Below are 20,183 nucleotides of genomic sequence, written 5' to 3' on the forward strand. Positions count from 1 at the left end.
TCCCATTCACCCACCTGTTATGGTGGGTGAATATCTCCTTTCTCTTATTGTTTTTTTCTTAACCACTTATTCCGTCACGGATTACTCCTGGTAAATCATCCTAATTAATTAGCGTGTTAATATTTCTAAACTAATGTGTTAATGAAATTTTCGTTACTGGCTATTATAGTTTATTCGGGATAAGATTTGCTTTAGGGCAAAGGATGAACCGCAATTAAAAAGGAAAAAATGAAAGTATTTCGTCTTAACCCCCCAGGGTTGAATGGTATTAAAACCTTTGTTAGCGAGCCGGGAAACACCCTAATCATGGGACTGGCGATATGATCCTGACGCTTGAAAGCACATGGCGCACCGAGCTGTTATTACAGCCCGCCCGTAGCGCGCAGGGCAAACTTGAAGGCCTGCAGATTATCGTCATTCTTAATGGCGTGGATGGGCACATCCATACGTCTGCCGGACAGTTACTGGCGCAACTCCCCGCACAGACAGCCCTGACGCTGTTCTCAGAACAGCTGGCGTTGCTCGAATCCTGTAAGCTCTTTTTTATCCAGCACAGCATTCCGGCATGGATTAATATAACGCCAGTGATTGCCGGGGCGCTTTTAAGCGATGCTGAACTGGCGGCGAGCGTGGAGCGTTTTCCATTTCTGGGATTTTCTATTAATGAGAATTATCCCGATTTGAATAAAGGGGCTGCGCATCCACAACTTTCTGCGCTCGCGGAACGTTATTCCCTGATGCTGGAAAATTTCGGCGCAGGAAAAAGTTCCACCCGGGCGGTATTTGATGGACTGTTTAAACAGGTGGTTCTGGATAAAAACTTTGTCCATCATCGATTAACCTCTCGCTCCTTCGAACCCTTTATGCGTGCCGTGGTTAGCCAGGTAAAACCTTATTGTCAGTCGATTATCATCGACGGCATTGATAATGAATTTTCCCGCCAGCGTGTTTTACCTTTTCATTTCTCAGCGATGATGGGGGCGTTATGGCCGCCGGTGACGGTGGCTGACCTGACCACGCTTGTGCAGGGATAACCCTGAGGTTATCCCGTGTTTAACCTCCGCATTACCCACTACACTTAATGCAGGAGGAAACATGACCCTTTCTTTTACTACCCACTGGCGCGATGAGCTGCCGGAGTTTTACACCGCACTACAACCCACGCCGCTACAAAATGCGCGCCTGGTCTGGCATAACGAACCCCTTGCCGAAACGCTCGGTATTCCTGCCTCGCTGTTCAATACTACGCAAGGCGCGGGCGTATGGGGCGGCGAGGCGCTGCTGCCTGGCATGTCACCGCTGGCGCAGGTCTACAGCGGCCACCAGTTTGGCGTGTGGGCGGGTCAGCTTGGCGACGGGCGCGGCATTCTGCTCGGCGAACAGTTGCTGGCTGATGGCACCACCCGCGACTGGCATCTGAAAGGCGCAGGTCTGACGCCGTATTCACGAATGGGTGACGGTCGCGCCGTGCTGCGCTCCACTATCCGGGAAAGTCTGGCGTCTGAGGCCATGCACTATCTGGGGATACCCACCACGCGTGCGCTGTCGATCGTCACCAGCGACACGCCGGTGCGCCGGGAAACCGTTGAGCAGGGGGCGATGATGATCCGTATCGCGCAAAGTCACGTGCGCTTCGGGCATTTTGAACATTTTTACTACCGTCGCGAACCGGAAAAAGTGCAGAAGCTGGCGGATTTCGTTATTCGGCATTACTGGCCGCAGCTGCAGGATGAGGCGGATAAGTATGCCCTGTGGTTTAACGATGTGGTGAGCCGGACGGCGTCGCTGATTGCGCGCTGGCAGGCCGTCGGCTTCGCTCATGGGGTGATGAACACCGATAACATGTCGATTCTCGGCCTGACCATTGATTATGGCCCCTACGGTTTCCTCGACGATTACCAGCCGGGTTATATCTGTAACCATTCCGATTATCAGGGCCGCTATCGTTTTGATAATCAGCCTGGGGTGGGGTTGTGGAATCTGCAAAAACTGGCGCAGACGCTGTCGCCGTTTATCGCGGTGGAAGTCCTTAATCAGGCGCTGGAAAACTATCAGCAGGTGCTGCTGCGGGAATATGGCGCTTTAATGCGCAGTAAACTGGGCTTCACGACAGAACAGAAGGGCGATAACGAGATACTGAACCGGCTGTTCGCTCTGATGGCAAGGGAGGGCAGCGACTACACCCGTACCTTCCGTATGCTCAGTCAGACGGAGCAGCAGAGCGCCAGCTCGCCGCTGCGCGATGAATTTATAGATCGGGCCGGGTTTGATGCCTGGTTTGTGGATTATCGTGCGCGTCTGCAACAGGAAGGCGTTGATGACGTGACGCGGCAGGGGCAGATGCAGGCGGTGAACCCGGCGATGGTGCTGCGTAACTGGCTGGCCCAGCGCGCCATCGAACAGGCGGAGCAGGGTGACATGGCGGAGCTTGAGCGTTTGCATATTGCACTGCGCACGCCCTTTGCGGACCGCAGTGACGATTACGTCAGCCGCCCGCCGGACTGGGGTAAGCGTCTGGAAGTGAGCTGCTCGAGCTAAGCGATTTGCGCCGGGTGGCGGCTTCGCCTTACCCGGCCTACATGATGAGCGCGGTGTAATGCGATGCATTGCCGGGTGGCGGCATTCGCCTTACCCGGCCTACATTCTGGATTCACTGTGGTATCGACAGTTGTAGGCCCGGCAAGCGTAGCGCCGCCGGGCATCCATGGAACCGCCCTCAGAACCGGCTGTCCACGGCGCTGGCGAGCATTTCCAGCAGCCTTTCGCTGTCGTCCCAGCCCAGACATGGATCGGTGATCGACTGCCCGTACACCAGCGGCTGTCCGGCGACGATTTTCTGCGTGCCTTCTGCTATAAAGCTTTCCGCCATGATCCCGGCGATAGCCGTCGATCCGGCGCGGATCTGCTGGCAAATGTCTTCACACACCTCCAGCTGACGGCGATGCTGCTTCTGGCAGTTGCCGTGGCTGAAATCCACCACCAGCTGCTCCGGCAGGCTGAACTCGCGCAGCGTGTCGCAGGCTTTCGCCAGGTCTTCCGCCCGATAGTTCGGCTGTTTGCCGCCGCGCATAATAATGTGCCCGTACGGATTACCGCTGGTCTGGTAAATAGTCATCTGGCCTGTTTTATCCGGCGAGAGGAACATATGGCTGGCGCGCGAGGCGCGGATGGCGTCCACCGCGATAAGCGTATTGCCGTCGGTGCCGTTTTTGAAGCCCACCGGACAGGAGAGCGCCGACGCCATTTCCCGGTGGATCTGGCTTTCGGTGGTACGCGCGCCGATAGCGCCCCAGCTGATGAGATCGGCAATAAACTGCCCGGTCACCATATCCAGGAACTCGGTGGCGGTAGGCACCCCCAGCTCATTCACCTGCAACAGCAGTTTACGCGCCAGTTCGATGCCGTGATTCACGCGATAGCTGCCGTTAAGATCCGGATCGGAGATCAGCCCTTTCCAGCCCACCACGGTGCGCGGCTTTTCAAAATAGGTGCGCATGACGATTTCCAGCCGGTGCTGGTACTTCTCACGCAGCGCCTGTAAACGACGGGCGTAGTCCATCGCGGCGTCGAGATCGTGAATGGAGCAGGGGCCGACAATCACCAGCAGGCGGCGATCCGTCCCGTTAAGGATTTTCTCAATGCGACGCCGTGAGGCCGTGACGTGTTCCGCCACGCTTGCGGAGACAGGATAGCGTTGCGCCAGTTCAGCCGGCGTGACCAGGCTGTCTATGCGCGCAGTACGCAGTTCATCGGTTTTATTCATTACATTTCTCAGAAATTTGTGGCTTCAGCGGCAGGTCTGCCGGGAAGTGATGGGCATCACGATAAACCAATCCCGTGGTATTTCAAGTGCGGGCGTGATACGCATCACAATCCAAAAGGTAATGATAACGAAATTTTAACCGATGTACTAGCTTGCTAGTGCACGGGAGTGCGCCGGTTAATACATGCGGCGGTTCAGCTTCATCATGTCGAGTATTTTGGTGGCGATCTCCTCCACGGAGAAATTGGTGCTGTTCAGAAAAGGGATCTGGTTTTTCCGGTACAGCGCTTCCACTTCCGCCACTTCCATGCGGCACTGACGCAGCGAGGCGTAGCGACTGTTTTCCCGCCGCTCTTCACGGATAGCGGCGAGGCGCTCGGCGTTGATGGTCAGCCCGAAAAGTTTATGCTGCAACGGCTTAAGCGCAGCGGGCAGCACCAGGTTATCCATATCGTCGGCGATAAAGGGATAGTTGGCGGCGCGCACGCCGAACTGCATCGCCAGATAGAGACTGGTGGGAGTTTTACCGCAGCGCGACACGCCCAGCAAAATGACCTGCGCCTGATCGAGATTACGCATCGAAATGCCGTCATCGTGCGCCAGCGTATAATCGATGGCGGCGATACGCGCATCGTACTTAATCAGATTGCCGGGATTAAGCCCGTGAGTGCGGTGCGCAACGGGGGTGGGATCGAGCTTGAGCTCCTGCTGTAAGGGCGCGACCAGCGCCTGTACGATGTCCTGACAGAACCCTTCGCTTTGCATAATGATGTTGCGCACTTCTGGCAGCACAATGGAGTAAAACACCAGCGGACGGATCCCGGTCTGCTGATAGAGCGCGTCGATCTGCTCTTTCACCGCCTTCGCGCGGCTTTCGTTTTCCACAAAGGGCAGGGTGATGCTGTTGATGGCGACCGGAAACTGCGACATCACCGCATGCCCCAGCACCTCGGCGGTGATTGCCGTTCCGTCAGAAATATAAAAAACATGCCTGTCTACAGAATTATCCATTTAAGCCGCCCTGAAATAATCGTAATTGCATAAAAGCATAAATTAAAATCACCAGGATGCGTAGTCAGTAGTCGGCAATTCTAAAAAATGAAATGGTGTTTTTATTTTTAATGAAAAGTGCATTTCATTTTTCAATGCTGAGCACAGTGCGCGCCAGTTCTCATGAATTCAGATGATTCAGTTACTTACCGCTAATCGGGAAACAGTCCGAAAAAGCAGAAATAAAATTTGCTTGAACGATTCACCGTTTTTTTCAGCCGAATAAGTATGCCAGGATAATTGCGTTATAAGGTCTTTCTTAAACCCGTTCATATATCACAAAAGGATTGTTCGATGTCCAACAATGGCTCGTCACCGCTGGTGCTTTGGTATAACCAACTCGGCATGAATGATGTAGACAGAGTTGGAGGCAAAAATGCCTCCCTGGGTGAAATGATCACCAATCTGTCCGGTATGGGTGTTTCCGTACCGAACGGATTCGCCACCACCGCTGATGCCTTTAATCTGTTTCTTGATCAAAGCGGCGTGAACCAACGTATCTATGATCTGCTGGATAAAACGGATATTGATGACGTGGGCGAACTGGCGAAAGCAGGCGCGCAAATTCGGGCGTGGATCATCGACACACCTTTCCAGCCGGAACTGGAACAGGCCATTCACGAGGCCTATAACCAGCTGTCTGCTGACGACGCAGAGGCCTCCTTTGCGGTGCGCTCTTCCGCCACCGCAGAAGACATGCCGGATGCCTCTTTTGCCGGTCAGCAGGAAACCTTCCTTAACGTGCAGGGCTACGATGCCGTGCTGGTGGCGGTGAAGCATGTCTTTGCCTCACTGTTTAACGACCGCGCCATTTCTTACCGCGTGCATCAGGGCTATGACCACCGTGGCGTGGCGCTGTCGGCAGGCGTGCAGCGGATGGTGCGTTCCGATCTAGCGTCCTCCGGCGTTATGTTCTCCATTGATACGGAATCCGGCTTCGATCAGGTGGTGTTTATCACTTCCGCATGGGGACTCGGTGAGATGGTGGTGCAGGGCGCGGTCAACCCTGACGAATTTTACGTGCACAAACCGACGCTGGAAGCCGGGCGTCCGTCCATCGTCCGCCGCACCATGGGCTCGAAAAAAATCCGCATGATCTATGCCCCGACCCAGGAGCACGGCAAGCAGGTGCGCATTGAAGATGTGCCGGAAGCTGACCGCGACATCTTCTCGCTGACCGATGAAGAAGTGCAGGAGCTGGCGAAACAGGCGGTGCAGATCGAGAAACACTACGGTCGTCCGATGGATATTGAATGGGCGAAAGACGGTCATACCGGCAAACTCTTTATCGTGCAGGCGCGTCCGGAAACCGTGCGTTCACGCGGTCAGGTCATGGAGCGTTATACCCTGCATGACCAGGGCAAAATCATCGCTGAAGGGCGTGCAATTGGCCACCGCATTGGCGCGGGTCCGGTAAAAGTGATCCACGACATCAGCGAGATGAACCGAATTGAGCCAGGGGACGTGCTGGTCACCGACATGACCGACCCGGACTGGGAGCCGATCATGAAAAAAGCGGCGGCAATCGTCACCAACCGTGGCGGACGCACCTGTCACGCGGCGATCATCGCCCGTGAACTGGGCATTCCGGCGGTGGTGGGCTGCGGCGATGCCACCGAGCGCATGAAGGATGACGAAAAAGTCACCGTTTCCTGCGCCGAAGGTGATACCGGTTACGTCTATGCCGAGATGCTCGATTTCAGCGTGAAAAGCTCCAGCGTCGACACCATGCCGGATCTGCCTCTGAAAATCATGATGAACGTCGGCAACCCGGATCGCGCTTTTGACTTCGCCTGCCTGCCCAATGAAGGCGTGGGTCTTGCGCGCCTGGAATTCATCATCAACCGTATGATCGGCGTGCATCCACGCGCGCTGCTGGAGTTTGACGATCAGGACCCGGCGCTGCAAAAAGAGATCCGTGCGCTGATGAAAGGTTACGATTCGCCGAAAGACTTTTACGTTGGACGTCTGAGCGAAGGCATCGCAACCCTGGGGGCAGCGTTTTACCCGAAACGCGTGATTGTGCGTCTGTCTGATTTTAAATCGAACGAATACGCCAACCTGGTGGGCGGCGAGCGTTACGAGCCGGAAGAAGAAAACCCGATGCTTGGCTTCCGTGGCGCGGGGCGTTACGTGGCCGACAGCTTCCGCGACTGCTTCGCGCTGGAGTGCGACGCGGTGAAATACGTACGTAACGAAATGGGCCTGACCAACGTCGAGATCATGATCCCCTTTGTGCGCACCGTGGCGCAGGCGAAAGCGGTCATTGAGGAGCTGGAGCGTCAGGGGCTTAAGCGCGGCGAAAACGGGCTGAAAGTGATCATGATGTGCGAAATCCCGTCCAACGCCCTGCTGGCAGAGCAGTTCCTCGAGTATTTCGACGGGTTCTCTATCGGCTCTAATGATATGACGCAGCTGGCGCTGGGCCTCGACCGCGATTCCGGCGTGGTTTCTGAACTCTTTGACGAGCGTAACGACGCGGTAAAAGCGCTGCTTTCCATGGCGATCCGCGCGGCGAAGAAACAGGGTAAATACGTGGGCATCTGCGGCCAGGGGCCGTCCGATCATGAAGATTTTGCCGCCTGGCTGATGGAGGAGGGAATTGACAGTCTTTCTCTGAATCCGGATACCGTGGTACAAACCTGGCTAAGTCTTGCCGAGCTAAAAAAATAATTAACCTGCCATCGTCCCCGGAATTATCCGGGGATTTTTTTATCTTAAAAACGCCATTTTCAGGATAAAAAAAAGCCCATCGTGGGAGATGGGCAAAGACTACACACAGCAATTCGTTGTTTCACTCAGGGGATTTCCATGCTTATAAATCAATGCGTTGATTTATAACCGTGCCCTAATAGTAGGCATGACGAATTTTTGCGTCGATCAGATTCGTCTCAATAGTTAAATAAGCGTAAAGAATTTGCGACAGATAAACGCCATGGCATGGGGAAAGTACCAGGAATATTCGCAGACGTAGTGGGAATTGATTAGCAGCACTTAATTATCGGCGGGTTTCCCCGCCGAAAGATTATTTTTTATTCGCCTGTATGTCTTCGACAGGATGCGCCGGGACGTCTGCCGGTGCGGGCACTTCTTTTACCCAGGCATCAAACAGACGCCAGCTCACCGCCAGCAGCACCGGGCCGATAAACAGGCCAATCATGCCAAAGGCGATAAGCCCGCCGATAACGCCGGATAAAATCAGGATCAGCGGCAGGTCTGCGCCCATACGGATCAGCACCGGACGGATAACGTTATCCAGCGTACCCACCACGCAGCTCCACACCAGCAGCACCGTGCCCCAGGTGGTGTCGCCGCTCCAGTAGAGCCAGATAATCGCCGGGATTAACACCGGCAGCGGGCCAAGCTGGATAAGGCACGACAGGATCATCACCACGGTGAACAGCGTGGCATAAGGCACGCCCGCCACGGCAAGGCCGATGCCGCCCAGGATCGCCTGCACCAGCGCGGTGACCACCACCCCCAGCGCGACCGCACGTATCGCCTGTGCCGCCAGCAGCACCGCCGCGTCGCCACGGCTGGAGGCCAGCCGGGTGGCGAAATGACGGATACCGCGCGCCACCTGCTCGCCGCGCCAGTACAGCAGGGCGCTGAACAGCAGCATCAGCACACAGTGCATCAGGAAGCGGCCAATATGCGCCGCCTGGCCGACAAACCAGGTGGTGGTGGTGCCGATATAGGGGCGCACTTTCGCCATGATGGCGCTGCCGCCCATATCCAGCAGGTTATGCCATCCGGTATAAAGCTTATCGCCCACCAGCGGAACACTGTTCAGCCAGGCCAGATCGGGTAAGGTCATATCGCCTGCGGTAATGGCGTGGATCACCGGGCCGCTGCCGTCCACCAGACTGTTCACCAGCAGCGCAATGGGGATCACAAAGACAAGGATCAGGAACAGCGTCATCACCAGCACCGCCAGCGAGCGGCGGCCCAGCAAACGGCGTTGCAGGCGTAAAAAAAGCGGCCAGGTGGCGATCACAATGGTGCCCGCCCAGGCGAAACCCAGTACAAACGGCCATACGATCCACAAACAGGCGATAATCATCAGCGCTAAAAACAGCACCGACAGCAAGATTTGCGGTACATCCCTGGCCTGTCGAAAATTAACCATATTTTTCTTCATCCTGTTGGTGCGCCGGAAGCTGGCGCAAAAAAATGTATTTCAGAATCTGCGAAATATCAGCGATTTCAGACAGCGAATTCTGCCTGTAATTCTGCCGCGCGTATAAGAAAAAAATGTGATACAACGATAAACGCGCAATGCAAACGATTAAATACTCACAACTCTAACAGTCAGGCAGGGTCAACAGTAATGATCCCACAGATTTCTCAGGCACCCGGCGTCGTTCAGCTGGTGCTGAATTTTTTACAGGCACTGGAGCAACAAGGTTTTACCGGAGACACCGCCACCAGTTATGCCGATCGGCTGACGATGGCGACCGATAACAGCATCTATCAACTCCTCCCTGATGCCGTGGTCTTCCCCCGATCAACCGCCGACGTCACGCTGATTGCGCGTATTGCCGCCGAACCGCGTTTCGAATCGCTGATCTTTACCCCGCGTGGCGGCGGCACCGGCACAAACGGCCAGGCGCTGAACGCCGGTATTGTGGTCGATATGTCGCGCTATATGAACCGCATCCTGGAAATCAACCCCGAAGAGGGCTGGGTGCGCGTCGAAGCCGGGGTAATTAAGGACCAGCTTAACCAGTATCTGAAACCTTACGGCTATTTCTTTGCGCCGGAACTCTCCACCAGTAACCGCGCCACGCTGGGCGGAATGATCAACACCGATGCATCCGGACAGGGATCGCTGGTGTACGGCAAAACCTCGGATCATACGCTGGGCGTGCGGGCGGTGCTGATGGGCGGCGATATTCTGGACACGCAGCCGGTATCGCTGGAGCTGGCAGAAACCCTCGGCGAGGTGCAGACCGCCATTGGCCGCATCTACAAAGCCGTTTATGAAAGCTGCCGGGATAACCGCCAGTTGATCATTGATAAATTTCCAAAACTGAACCGCTTCCTGACCGGCTACGATTTGCGTCACGTCTTTAACGACGAGATGACCCGTTTTGATTTAACCCGCATCCTGACCGGCTCCGAAGGCACGCTGGCGTTTATTACCGAAGCGCGGCTGGATATTACGCCATTGCCGAAAGTGCGCCGTCTGGTAAACATCAAATACGACTCCTTCAACTCAGCGCTGCGCAATGCGCCTTTTATGGTGGAAGCGCGGGCGCTGTCGGTGGAAACCGTCGACTCAAAAGTGCTCAATCTGGCGCGGGAAGATATCGTCTGGCATTCGGTGCATGAATTGATCACCGATGTGCCGGATAAAGAGATGCTCGGCCTGAACATTGCTGAGTTCGCCGGTGACGACGAAGCCCTGATCGACGGCCAGGTCAGCGATCTCTGTCAGCGGCTGGACAGCCTGATCGCCACAGAGCAGGGCGGGGTGATTGGCTGGCAGGTGTGCGGCGATCTGGCAGGCATTGAGCGCATCTATGCCATGCGTAAAAAAGCCGTCGGCCTGCTCGGTAACGCAAAGGGCGCGGCCAAGCCGATCCCCTTTGCGGAAGATACCTGCGTGCCGCCGGAGCATCTGGCGGATTACATCGTCGAATTCCGCGCGCTGCTGGACAGCCACGGCCTGAGCTACGGCATGTTCGGACATGTGGATGCCGGTGTACTGCACGTGCGTCCGGCGCTGGACATGTGCGATCCGCAGCAGGAGATGTTGATGAAGCAGATCTCCGACGAGGTCGTAGCGCTGACCGCGAAATACGGCGGCCTGCTGTGGGGCGAGCATGGCAAAGGCTTCCGCGCCGAATACAGCCCGGCGTTTTTTGGCGAACAGCTGTTCGGCGAACTGCGCAAAATCAAAGCGGCCTTTGATCCCCATAACCGCCTGAACCCGGGAAAAATCTGTCCGCCTGCGGGCGTTGACGCGCCCATGATGCAGGTGGACGCGGTAAAACGCGGCACTTTTGATCGCCAGATCCCCATTGCCGTACGTGCTTCCTGGCGCGGCGCGATGGAGTGTAACGGTAACGGTCTGTGCTTTAACTTTGATGTCAAAAGCCCGATGTGCCCGTCAATGAAGATCACCAGCAACCGTATTCATTCGCCGAAAGGCCGCGCCACCCTGGTGCGTGAATGGCTGCGTCTGCTGGCGGATCGCGGCGTCGATCCGCTGAAGCTGGAAAAAGAGCTGGTGGAAAGTCGCGTCAGCCTGCGGACGCTGATTGAACGTACCCGCAACAGCTGGCATGCGCGCAAGGGTGAATATGATTTTTCTCATGAAGTGAAAGAGGCGATGTCCGGCTGTCTGGCCTGTAAAGCCTGCTCGACCCAGTGTCCGATTAAAATCGATGTGCCGGAGTTCCGCTCCCGCTTCCTGCAACTGTATCACACCCGCTATCTGCGCCCGCTGCGCGATCACCTGGTCGCCTCGGTGGAAAGCTATGCGCCGCTGATGGCCCGCGCGCCTAAGACCTTCAACTTCTTCCTGCGCCAGCCCTGGCTGCGCACGCTGTCGGAAAAACGCATCGGCATGGTGGATTTGCCGCTCCTGTCGGTGCCGTCGCTGCAACAGCAGCTGGTGGGGCACCGCACCGCCAATATGACGCTGGAAAATCTGGAACAGTTAAGCGACGAACAAAAAGCCCGCACGGTGCTGGTGGTGCAGGATCCCTTTACCAGCTATTACGATGCGCAGGTGGTGAGCGATTTTGTGCGCCTGGCAGAAAAACTGGGCTACCAGCCGGTGATCCTGCCGTTCTCGCCAAACGGCAAAGCGCAGCATATTAAAGGCTTCCTGACGCGCTTTGCGAAAACAGCGCAGAAAACCTCCGACTTCCTGACGCGCATTGCGCAACTGGGGATGCCGATGGTGGGGGTCGATCCGGCGCTGGTGCTCTGCTATCGCGATGAATATAAACAAACGCTGGGTGACAAACGCGGCGAGTTTAACGTGCAGCTGGTGCATGAGTGGCTGCCGGCGGTGCTGGAGAACGTCGAGCCGCGTGTGGTCAGCGGCGAGGCCTGGTATCTGTTCGGTCACTGCACCGAAGTCACCGCGCTGCCGGGCACGCCGGGGCAGTGGGCATCGATCTTTGCCCGTTTCGGCGCGAAGCTGGAAAACATCAGCGTCGGCTGCTGCGGTATGGCGGGCACCTACGGCCATGAAGTGAAAAATCACGCCAGTTCGCTGGGGATTTATGAGCTGTCGTGGCATCAGGCGATGCAACGCCTGCCACGTAATCGCTGTCTGGCGACCGGCTATTCCTGCCGGAGTCAGGTCAAGCGTATTGAGGGCAGCGGGGTACGCCATCCGTTACAGGCTTTACTGGAGATAATAGGATGATCTGGAAACGTGAAGCGACGCTGGAGGCGTTAAACGCCATGAGCGAAGGGAATATGGTCGGGCTGCTGGATATACGGTTTGAGCGTATCACTGCTGACAGTCTGGAGGCAACGATGCCGGTGGACAGCCGCACGCATCAGCCATTCGGCCTGCTGCACGGCGGCGCCTCTGTAGTGCTGGCGGAAACGCTTGGCTCGGTGGCGGGCTATCTGTGCAGCGAGGGCGAACAAAATGTGGTGGGGCTGGAAGTGAACGCCAACCATATCCGCGCGGTGCGCAGCGGCCGTGTGCGCGGCGTCTGCACCGCTCTGCATACGGGGGGACGTCATCAGGTCTGGCAGATCCACATTTATGATGAACAGAACCGTCTGTGCTGCGCCTCCCGCCTCACCACCGCCATTATCTGATCCTCAGGGCGGCTGTTAACGCAGCCGTCCGCACCATTCGATTCATCGCGTGATAATTTCGTAGTGTGATATAGTGCGCAATATTGAATCTCTGGGTGTCATTGTTGTCCAACCCAGAGACGGTAACGCATATAAGCCTGGAAATAAGAATCGTGGTTTCCTTGCGCGCTACTTAATGTGTGTTTTTCAGGTAATCTTGTAATGCGTACTTCCTTAAAGCTCTCTTTTCTTCACCCACGCCACTGGTTTACATGGTTTGGTCTTGGCGTTCTCTGGCTGCTGGTGCAGTTACCCTATCCACTGATCGCTCGTCTCGGCACCTCGCTCGGTACGCTGGCGCGTCCCTTTCTGAAACGCCGTGAAAGCATCGCCCGCCGCAATCTGGAACTCTGTTTTCCGCAGATGGATCCGCTGGTGCGCGAAGTCTTAATCGAAAATAATTTCCGCTCGCTGGGCATGGGTCTGCTGGAAACAGGCATGGCCTGGTTCTGGCCGGACGAGCGCGTGCGTCGCTGGTTTGATGTTGAGGGTTATCAGCATCTGCAGGATGCGCAGGCAAAACAGAAAGGCGTGATGGTTATCGGCGTGCATTTTATGTCGCTGGAGCTGGGCGGTCGGGTGATGGGCCTGTGCCAGCCAATGATGGCGACCTATCGTCCGCACAATAATCCGCTGATGGAGTGGGTGCAGACCCGCGGGCGGATGCGTTCCAATAAATCGATGATCGACCGCCGTAACCTGAAAGGGCTGGTCAACGCGTTGAAAAAGGGCGAAGCCGTATGGTTTGCCCCGGACCAGGATTATGGCCGCAAGGGCAGCACCTTCGCGCCGTTCTTTGACGTTAACGCCGCCACCACCAACGGTACCTATGTGCTGTCGCGTCTGTCCGGCTCTGTGATGTTGACGGTGACTATGGTGCGCAAGCCTGACCGTTCAGGATATTCATTATTTATCGGCCCCGAGCTGACCGATTATCCAAAAGAAAATGAATTCGAAGCCGCAAGCTACATGAACAGGGTGGTCGAGCGTGAGATTTTACGCGCTCCCGACCAGTACCTGTGGGTGCACCGCCGCTTCAAAACCCGCCCGATGGGCGAGTCTTCACTGTATCGTTAAGCTTCGCTGTACGCCTGCCTTCCCCGGCAGGCGCTGACCCTTTTATTTTACCGTTACGATAACTTATTGATTTTTCGATGAGTGATTTGCTACATGTAAAAAAGGGTATTTTATGAGAAAGGAGTGCTTTAACTCAAAAATACAATGGGTTGGCGTGATACTATTGCTGTTCACTGCCGTACAGGCAGCTTAGAAAAATTCACTATTTAGGTGTGGCTTTATTTTTAAGTGCACTGCCGTGCAGGCAGCTTAGAAACACAGGAGCCAACCAAATGACCTCAATCCTCTGTGCACTGCCGTGCAGGCAGCTTAGAAAAGCAGCGTCTTACCACACCCCATTTCGCCGTTATGCACTGCCGTACAGGCAGCTTAGAAATGCTGCGCTTTATTGGATACGACAAAGTGCAAGTGCACTGCCGTACAGGCAGCCTCAAAATAAAGCCCGTGCAATCACATCACCGTAATAGTTCCGCAGCTACAAAAAGCCCAGGCCCAATTTTGTCGGGTGGCGCTTCGCTTACCCGACCTACCGCAACTGATCTGGCCTACAATGACAAACTGCGTCCCTGGCACGCTGTCCGCATCATTTGTCACGTTTATATTACAGAATTGTTATAAAATCCTATCTGATAAATAGGCATTGCCTATGCATGTTTCATTTCTCCAAGGTGTGTTAAAGACCACCGCTTAAAAATATTTTATATTCAAATGGTTAGTTATCGCAGACCTTTCCGGTTAACCCGGTTGTGAGGGTCTATGCTTAATAGAACTGTGCAAAAAGAGCGCTTCAGGGAATAACCCTTTGGAATAGAGGTTGAAGTGATAATCATTATCACTAACATAGCGTTATGCCCTATGGCGCAATCACGTGAGGTAGACCTATGGAATTGCAAGCAGGAACCTTCGACCCCAACGATCCCGGTTGGCAGGGCCTGACATTAACGCCAGCCGCCGCGAAGCATATCCGCGCGCTGGTGGAAAAGCAGCCAGAGCTGCTCGGCGTACGTCTGGGTATCAAACAGACCGGTTGTGCCGGTTTTGGTTATGTTCTTGATACGGTTTCCGATCCGGTGGCAGACGATCTGCTGTTCGAGTTCGACGGCGCGCGTCTCTACGTGCCGCTTCAGGCGATGCCCTTTATTGACGGCACCGAAGTGGACTATGTGCGCGAAGGACTGAATCAGATTTTCAAATTCAATAACCCGAAAGCGCAGCACGAATGCGGCTGCGGCGAAAGCTTTGGGGTATAGGCGGTACTATGTCTCGTAATACTGAAGCGACTGACGATGTCAAAACCTGGTCCGGCCCGCTGAATTACAAAGAGGGCTTCTTCACCCGGTTACAGACGGACGAAATGGCTCACGGCATCAATGAAGATGTCGTGCGGGCGATCTCGGCCAAACGCAACGAACCTGAATGGATGCTGGAGTTCCGCCTGAAGGCCTATCATGCCTGGCTGGAAATGGAAGAACCGCACTGGCTTAAAGCCCATTACGACAAGCTGGATTACCAGGATTACAGCTACTACTCCGCGCCATCCTGCGGCAACTGCGACGACACCTGCGCCTCGCAGCCGGGCGCGGTACAGCAAACCGGCGCCGGCAGCTATCTGACCGACGAAGTGGAAGAAGCTTTTAATCAGCTGGGCGTACCGGTGCGTGAAGGGCGCGAAGTGGCGATGGACGCCATTTTTGACTCGGTCTCCGTGGCCACCACCTACCGTGAAAAGCTCGCTGAGCACGGCGTGATCTTCAGCTCCTTTGGGGAAGCGATCCACGATCATCCGGAGCTGGTGCAGAAGTATCTCGGCACCGTGGTGCCGTCGAACGATAACTTCTTTGCGGCGCTCAATGCGGCGGTCGCCTCGGACGGCACCTTTATCTACATCCCGAAAGGGGTGCGCTGTCCGATGGAGCTGTCCACCTATTTCCGTATCAACGCGGAAAAAACCGGTCAGTTCGAGCGCACCATTTTGATCGCCGATGAAGGCAGCTATGTCAGCTATATCGAAGGCTGCTCCGCGCCGGTGCGCGACAGCTACCAGCTGCATGCGGCGGTGGTGGAAGTGATCATCCACAAAGATGCGGAAGTGAAATACTCCACCGTGCAGAACTGGTTCCCCGGCGATAACAATACCGGCGGTATTCTGAACTTCGTCACCAAGCGTGCGCTGTGTGAAGGCGAAAACAGCAAAATGTCCTGGACGCAGTCGGAAACCGGGTCGGCCATCACCTGGAAATACCCGAGCTGCATTCTGCGCGGCGACAACTCCATCGGCGAGTTCTATTCGGTGGCGCTGACCAGCGGGCATCAGCAGGCGGATACCGGCACCAAGATGATCCACATCGGCAAGAACACCCGTTCGACCATTATCTCGAAAGGGATCTCCGCCGGGAAAAGTCAGAACAGCTATCGCGGGCTGGTAAAAATCATGCCGACCGCCACTAACGCGCGTAACTTTACCCAGTGTGACTCGATGCTGATTGGCCCGGACTGCGGCGCTCACACCTTCCCGTATGTGGAATGCCGTAATAACAGCGCGCAGCTGGAGCACGAAGCCACCACCTCGCGTATCGGCGAAGATCAGCTGTTCTACTGCCTGCAACGCGGCATCAGCGAAGAAGATGCGATCTCGATGATCGTCAACGGCTTCTGTAAGGATGTTTTCTCCGAGCTGCCGCTGGAGTTTGCCGTTGAAGCCCAGAAATTACTCGCCATCAGCCTTGAGCACAGCGTCGGTTAAGGAAATTACATGTTAAGCATTAAAGATTTGCAGGTTGCCGTTGAAGATAAAGAGATCCTGCGCGGTCTGAACCTGGAAGTGCGTCCTGGTGAAGTGCACGCCATTATGGGGCCAAACGGCTCCGGGAAAAGTACGCTCTCAGCCACCCTTGCCGGGCGCGAAGATTATGAAGTGACCGGTGGTTCAGTGCAGTTCCACGGCAAAGATCTGCTGGAGCTGTCGCCGGAAGAGCGCGCGGGCGAAGGCATCTTTATGGCGTTCCAGTATCCGGTGGAAATCCCCGGCGTCAGTAACCAGTTCTTCCTGCAAACCGCGCTCAACGCCGTGCGCAAATATCGTGGGCTGGATGAGCTGGATCGCTTTGACTTCCAGGATCTGATGGAAGAGAAAATCAAGCTGCTGAAAATGCCTGAAGATCTGCTGACGCGCTCGGTTAACGTCGGTTTCTCCGGCGGCGAGAAAAAGCGTAACGACATTCTGCAAATGGCGGTGCTGGAGCCGGAACTGTGCATTCTCGATGAAACGGACTCCGGTCTGGATATCGATGCGCTGAAAATCGTTGCCGAAGGGGTGAACTCTCTGCGCGACGAAAAGCGCGCCTTTATCATCGTCACGCACTACCAGCGCATTCTGGATTACATCAAGCCCGACTTTGTGCACGTGCTGTACCAGGGCCGCATTGTGAAATCCGGTGATTTTACGCTGGTGAAACAACTGGAGGAGCAGGGCTATGGCTGGCTTACCGAACAGCAGTAACGCGCTGCAACAGTGGCATCATCTGTTTGAAACCGAGGGCAGCGCGCGTTCGGAACAGGCGCAGCAGCATCTGCAACAGGTGCTGCGTTTAGGGCTGCCGACGCGTAAGCACGAAAACTGGAAATACACGCCGCTGGAAGGGCTGCTCAGCAGCCACTTTGTCAGCACGCAGACCCGGTTATCCGCCGCACAGCGTGACGCGCTGGCTCTGCCGGTGGACGCGGTGCGACTGGTGTTTGTCGACGGGCGCTTTGACGCCGAACTCAGCGACAGTACCGAAAACAGCGGCTTTGTGGTCAGCATTAACGACGAGCGCGCGGCGCTGCCCGCGCCGGTACAGCCGGAAGTGTTTCTGCATCTGACCGAAAGCCTGGCGCACAGCGTGACCCATATCCGCGTGGCGCGCAACCAGCGTCCGGCGAAGCCGCTGCTGCTGATGCATATCACCCAGGGGCTGGCGGGCGAGGAGATGAACACCGCCCACTATCGTCATCATCTGGATCTGGAGCAGGGCGCAGAGGCGACGGTCTATGAGCATTACGTCAGCCTGAACGATCAGCGGCATTTTACCGGCTCGCGTCTGACCATGAACGTGGCGGCCAATGCGCAGCTGCATCACGCGAAGCTGGCGTTTGAAAATGCGCAGAGCTACCACTTTGCGCATAACGACATTCTGCTGGCCGCCGATGCCGCCGCGCATAGCCATAGTTTTCTGCTCGGCGGGGCGGTGCTGCGTCATAACACCAGCATGGCGCTGAACGGCGAAAACACCACGCTGCGCGTGAACAGCCTGGTGATGCCGGTGAACAGTGAAGTGTGCGACACCCGTACCTGGCTTGCCCATAACAAGGGCTACTGCAACAGCCGTCAGCTGCACAAAACCATCGTCTCTGACAAAGGCCGGGCCGTATTCAACGGGCTGATTAACGTGGCGCAGCATGCCATCAAAACCGACGGGCAGATGACCAACAACAATCTGCTGCTTGGCCGTCTGTCGGAAGTGGATACCAAACCGCAGCTTGAAATTTACGCCGATGACGTAAAATGCAGCCACGGCGCGACCATTGGCCGCATCGACGATGAACAAATGTTTTACCTGCGCTCGCGCGGCATTGATGAGAAGGCCGCGCAGCAAATGATCATCTACGCCTTTGCCGCTGAACTGACGGAAGCCATCAGCGACGAGGCGCTCAGGCATGAGGTGCTGTCCCGTATCGGTCAGCGCCTGCCAGGGGGCATCGCATGAGTTTTTCCGTTGAGCGCGTAAGGGCGGATTTTCCGGTTCTGACGCGTGAAGTGAATGGCCAGCCGCTGGCGTATCTCGACAGTGCCGCCAGCGCACAAAAACCCAATCAGGTGATTGATGCCGAAGCGGAGTTTTACCGTCACGGTTACGCTGCCGTGCACCGCGGCATTCATACCCTGAGTGCCGAAGCCACCCAGCGCATGGAAAACGTGCGTACGCTGGCGTCGCGGTTTATCAACGCCCGTACGCCGGAAGAGCTGGTTTTCGTGCGCGGTACCACCGAGGGCATCAACCTCGTCGCCAACAGCTGGGGCAACAGCAACGTGGCGGCGGGTGACAACATCATCATCACCGCCATGGAGCATCACGCCAATATCGTGCCCTGGCAGATGCTGTGTGAACGCACCGGCGCTGAACTGCGCGTGATCCCGATTAATCAGGACGGCACCCTGCAACTGGACGCCCTTGCCGGGCTGCTCGATGACCGCACGCGGCTGGTGGCGGTGACGCACGTCTCCAACGTGCTCGGCACCGAGAATCCGCTGGCGGCGATCATCGCACAGGCGCATCAACAGGGCGCAAAAGTGCTGGTGGACGGCGCGCAGGCGGTGATGCATCACGCGGTGGATGTGCAGGGGCTGGACTGCGATTTTTACGTCTTCTCCGCCCATAAACTGTATGGTCCGACCGGTATCGGCATTCTTTATGTGAAAGAGGCGATCCTGCAGGCGATGCCGCCGTGGGAAGGGGGCGGGGCGATGATCGCCACCGTCAGCCTGACGGAAGGCACCACCTGGGCGAAAGCGCCGTGGCGCTTCGAGGCGGGCACGCCGAATACCGGGGCGATTATCGGTTTTGGTGCCGCTATTGAGTACGTCACTGCGCTGGGACTGGACGCCATTGCCGAACACGAACGCGGACTGATGCGTTATGCGCTTAACGCGCTGGCGGAGGTCCCGGATCTGACGCTTTACGGCCCGGCGGATCGTCTGGGGGTTATCGCCTTTAATCTGGGGAAACATCACGCCTATGACGTGGGCAGTTTTCTCGATAATTACGGCGTCGCGGTGCGTACCGGACATCACTGCGCGATGCCGCTGATGGCGTTTTACAATGTGCCGGCCATGTGCCGCGCGTCGCTGGTGATGTACAACACGCAAGAAGAAGTGGATCGTCTGGTAGCCGGACTGAAACGCATTCATCAGTTATTAGGCTGACAGGGGGACGAGATGGCCGCTTTACCCGATAAAGAAAAACTGTTGCGCAACTTTACCCGTTGCGCCAACTGGGAAGAGAAGTATCTCTACATCATTGAACTGGGCCAGCGCCTGCCGGAACTGGCAGCGGAGGCGCACAGCCCGGAAAATGTTATTCAGGGCTGCCAGAGTCAGGTATGGATCGTCATGCAGCGCCGGGATGATGGCGTGATTGAACTCCAGGGCGATAGCGATGCTGCCATCGTCAAGGGGCTGATTGCGGTGGTGTTTATTCTGTATCAGCAGATGACCGCGCAGGATATCGTCGCCTTTGACGTGCGCCCGTGGTTTGAAAAGATGTCTCTCGCCCAGCATTTAACGCCTTCCCGCTCGCAGGGTCTGGAAGCAATGATCCGCGCAATACGTACGAAAGCAGCAAACATTAGCTAAACTCAAAAGACAGCGACTATCCTGTTATGCGGGGCAGATTTCTGCCTCGCTGGTTTATCAGCCTTCTGG

General features: G+C 56.0%; 15 protein-coding genes and 1 other RNA gene. 12 read left to right on the forward strand and 4 right to left on the reverse strand.

The annotated features are described in order from the left end of the window. Positions 1-320: 320 nt before the first annotated feature. Positions 321-1,034 (forward strand): EAL domain-containing protein, encoded by a 714-nt coding sequence (locus ACQUTD_RS09175; RefSeq protein ID WP_473274799.1) that lies wholly within the window; start codon positions 321-323, stop codon positions 1,032-1,034. A gap of 61 nt (positions 1,035-1,095) precedes the next feature. Beyond that, positions 1,096-2,538, forward strand: coding sequence for a protein adenylyltransferase SelO (gene selO, locus ACQUTD_RS09180; protein WP_473274795.1), 1,443 nt, complete (start codon positions 1,096-1,098; stop codon positions 2,536-2,538). Between the two features lie 178 nt (positions 2,539-2,716). Here selO and aroH read toward each other — a convergent pair whose 3' ends face one another. Both aroH and ppsR read right to left on the reverse strand, forming a co-directional pair. Continuing rightward, positions 2,717-3,763, reverse strand: a complete 1,047-nt coding sequence (gene aroH / locus ACQUTD_RS09185) for a 3-deoxy-7-phosphoheptulonate synthase AroH (RefSeq protein WP_473274794.1) — start codon at positions 3,761-3,763, stop codon at positions 2,717-2,719. Positions 3,764-3,940: 177 nt separating this feature from the next. Continuing rightward, positions 3,941-4,774 carry a posphoenolpyruvate synthetase regulatory kinase/phosphorylase PpsR gene (gene ppsR / locus ACQUTD_RS09190; protein ID WP_072568278.1) on the reverse strand — a complete coding sequence of 278 codons (834 nt, stop codon included), beginning with the start codon at positions 4,772-4,774 and terminating at the stop codon, positions 3,941-3,943. Between the two features lie 333 nt (positions 4,775-5,107). Between ppsR and ppsA the strand changes: the two genes are divergently transcribed. Further along, positions 5,108-7,486, forward strand: a complete 2,379-nt coding sequence (gene ppsA, locus ACQUTD_RS09195; RefSeq protein WP_473274792.1) for a phosphoenolpyruvate synthase — start codon at positions 5,108-5,110, stop codon at positions 7,484-7,486. Between the two features lie 64 nt (positions 7,487-7,550). On the opposite strand, the gene rprA is transcribed toward ppsA, so the two are convergent. Next, an RNA gene (gene rprA / locus ACQUTD_RS09200) (antisense sRNA RprA) lies at positions 7,551-7,658 on the reverse strand. Between the two features lie 180 nt (positions 7,659-7,838). Then, positions 7,839-8,942 carry an AI-2E family transporter YdiK gene (ydiK, locus tag ACQUTD_RS09205; protein ID WP_473274791.1) on the reverse strand — a complete coding sequence of 368 codons (1,104 nt, stop codon included), beginning with the start codon at positions 8,940-8,942 and terminating at the stop codon, positions 7,839-7,841. Between the two features lie 201 nt (positions 8,943-9,143). On the opposite strand from ydiK, the gene ydiJ reads away from it, so the two are divergent. The 9 genes from ydiJ (at position 9,144) to sufE (ending at position 20,114) form a co-directional block, all read left to right on the forward strand. Further along, positions 9,144-12,200 carry a D-2-hydroxyglutarate dehydrogenase YdiJ gene (ydiJ, locus tag ACQUTD_RS09210; RefSeq protein WP_473274790.1) on the forward strand — a complete coding sequence of 1,019 codons (3,057 nt, stop codon included), beginning with the start codon at positions 9,144-9,146 and terminating at the stop codon, positions 12,198-12,200. Next, positions 12,197-12,607, forward strand: a complete 411-nt coding sequence (gene menI, locus ACQUTD_RS09215; RefSeq protein ID WP_072568281.1) for a 1,4-dihydroxy-2-naphthoyl-CoA hydrolase — start codon at positions 12,197-12,199, stop codon at positions 12,605-12,607. The genes ydiJ and menI overlap by 4 nt, the downstream gene beginning before the upstream one ends. 201 nt (positions 12,608-12,808) lie before the next feature. After that, on the forward strand, positions 12,809-13,723 hold the full coding sequence (gene lpxP / locus ACQUTD_RS09220) for a kdo(2)-lipid IV(A) palmitoleoyltransferase (protein WP_318363102.1): 915 nt from the start codon (positions 12,809-12,811) through the stop codon (positions 13,721-13,723). Between the two features lie 881 nt (positions 13,724-14,604). After that, positions 14,605-14,973, forward strand: a complete 369-nt coding sequence (gene sufA / locus ACQUTD_RS09225) for a Fe-S cluster assembly scaffold SufA (protein ID WP_318363101.1) — start codon at positions 14,605-14,607, stop codon at positions 14,971-14,973. Positions 14,974-14,981: 8 nt separating this feature from the next. Beyond that, entirely contained in the window at positions 14,982-16,466 is a 1,485-nt protein-coding gene (gene sufB / locus ACQUTD_RS09230) for a Fe-S cluster assembly protein SufB (RefSeq protein WP_072568284.1), read from the forward strand. Positions 16,467-16,475: 9 nt separating this feature from the next. Beyond that, positions 16,476-17,222, forward strand: coding sequence for a Fe-S cluster assembly ATPase SufC (gene sufC, locus ACQUTD_RS09235; RefSeq protein ID WP_473274786.1), 747 nt, complete (start codon positions 16,476-16,478; stop codon positions 17,220-17,222). Further along, entirely contained in the window at positions 17,197-18,468 is a 1,272-nt protein-coding gene (gene sufD, locus ACQUTD_RS09240) for a Fe-S cluster assembly protein SufD (protein ID WP_473274785.1), read from the forward strand. Before sufC ends, sufD begins: the two co-directional genes overlap by 26 nt. Continuing rightward, positions 18,465-19,685 carry a cysteine desulfurase SufS gene (sufS, locus tag ACQUTD_RS09245; protein ID WP_473274784.1) on the forward strand — a complete coding sequence of 407 codons (1,221 nt, stop codon included), beginning with the start codon at positions 18,465-18,467 and terminating at the stop codon, positions 19,683-19,685. The genes sufD and sufS overlap by 4 nt, the downstream gene beginning before the upstream one ends. Before the next feature lie 12 nt (positions 19,686-19,697). After that, a complete protein-coding gene (gene sufE, locus ACQUTD_RS09250) occupies positions 19,698-20,114 on the forward strand; it encodes a cysteine desulfuration protein SufE (RefSeq protein ID WP_473274783.1) in 417 nt (138 codons plus the stop codon). The last annotated feature ends 69 nt before the right edge of the window (positions 20,115-20,183 follow it).

The sequence above is a fragment of the Enterobacter sp. K510 genome, assembly GCF_055804875.1.

Bases quoted from the DNA above. Each gene is read 5' to 3' on its own strand.
- sufE (WP_473274783.1), top strand. From the start codon at position 19,698: ATGGCCGCTTTACCCGATAAAGAAAAACTGTTGCGCAACTTTACCCGT.
- sufC (WP_473274786.1), top strand. From the start codon at position 16,476: ATGTTAAGCATTAAAGATTTGCAGGTTGCCGTTGAAGATAAAGAGATC.
- menI (WP_072568281.1), top strand. From the start codon at position 12,197: ATGATCTGGAAACGTGAAGCGACGCTGGAGGCGTTAAACGCCATGAGC.
- ppsA (WP_473274792.1), top strand. From the start codon at position 5,108: ATGTCCAACAATGGCTCGTCACCGCTGGTGCTTTGGTATAACCAACTC.
- sufB (WP_072568284.1), top strand. From the start codon at position 14,982: ATGTCTCGTAATACTGAAGCGACTGACGATGTCAAAACCTGGTCCGGC.
- ACQUTD_RS09175 (WP_473274799.1), top strand. From the start codon at position 321: ATGATCCTGACGCTTGAAAGCACATGGCGCACCGAGCTGTTATTACAG.
- ppsR (WP_072568278.1), bottom strand. From the start codon at position 4,774: ATGGATAATTCTGTAGACAGGCATGTTTTTTATATTTCTGACGGAACG.
- sufA (WP_318363101.1), top strand. From the start codon at position 14,605: ATGGAATTGCAAGCAGGAACCTTCGACCCCAACGATCCCGGTTGGCAG.
- sufD (WP_473274785.1), top strand. From the start codon at position 17,197: ATGGCTGGCTTACCGAACAGCAGTAACGCGCTGCAACAGTGGCATCAT.
- selO (WP_473274795.1), top strand. From the start codon at position 1,096: ATGACCCTTTCTTTTACTACCCACTGGCGCGATGAGCTGCCGGAGTTT.
- lpxP (WP_318363102.1), top strand. From the start codon at position 12,809: ATGCGTACTTCCTTAAAGCTCTCTTTTCTTCACCCACGCCACTGGTTT.
- ydiJ (WP_473274790.1), top strand. From the start codon at position 9,144: ATGATCCCACAGATTTCTCAGGCACCCGGCGTCGTTCAGCTGGTGCTG.
- aroH (WP_473274794.1), bottom strand. From the start codon at position 3,763: ATGAATAAAACCGATGAACTGCGTACTGCGCGCATAGACAGCCTGGTC.
- ydiK (WP_473274791.1), bottom strand. From the start codon at position 8,942: ATGGTTAATTTTCGACAGGCCAGGGATGTACCGCAAATCTTGCTGTCG.
- sufS (WP_473274784.1), top strand. From the start codon at position 18,465: ATGAGTTTTTCCGTTGAGCGCGTAAGGGCGGATTTTCCGGTTCTGACG.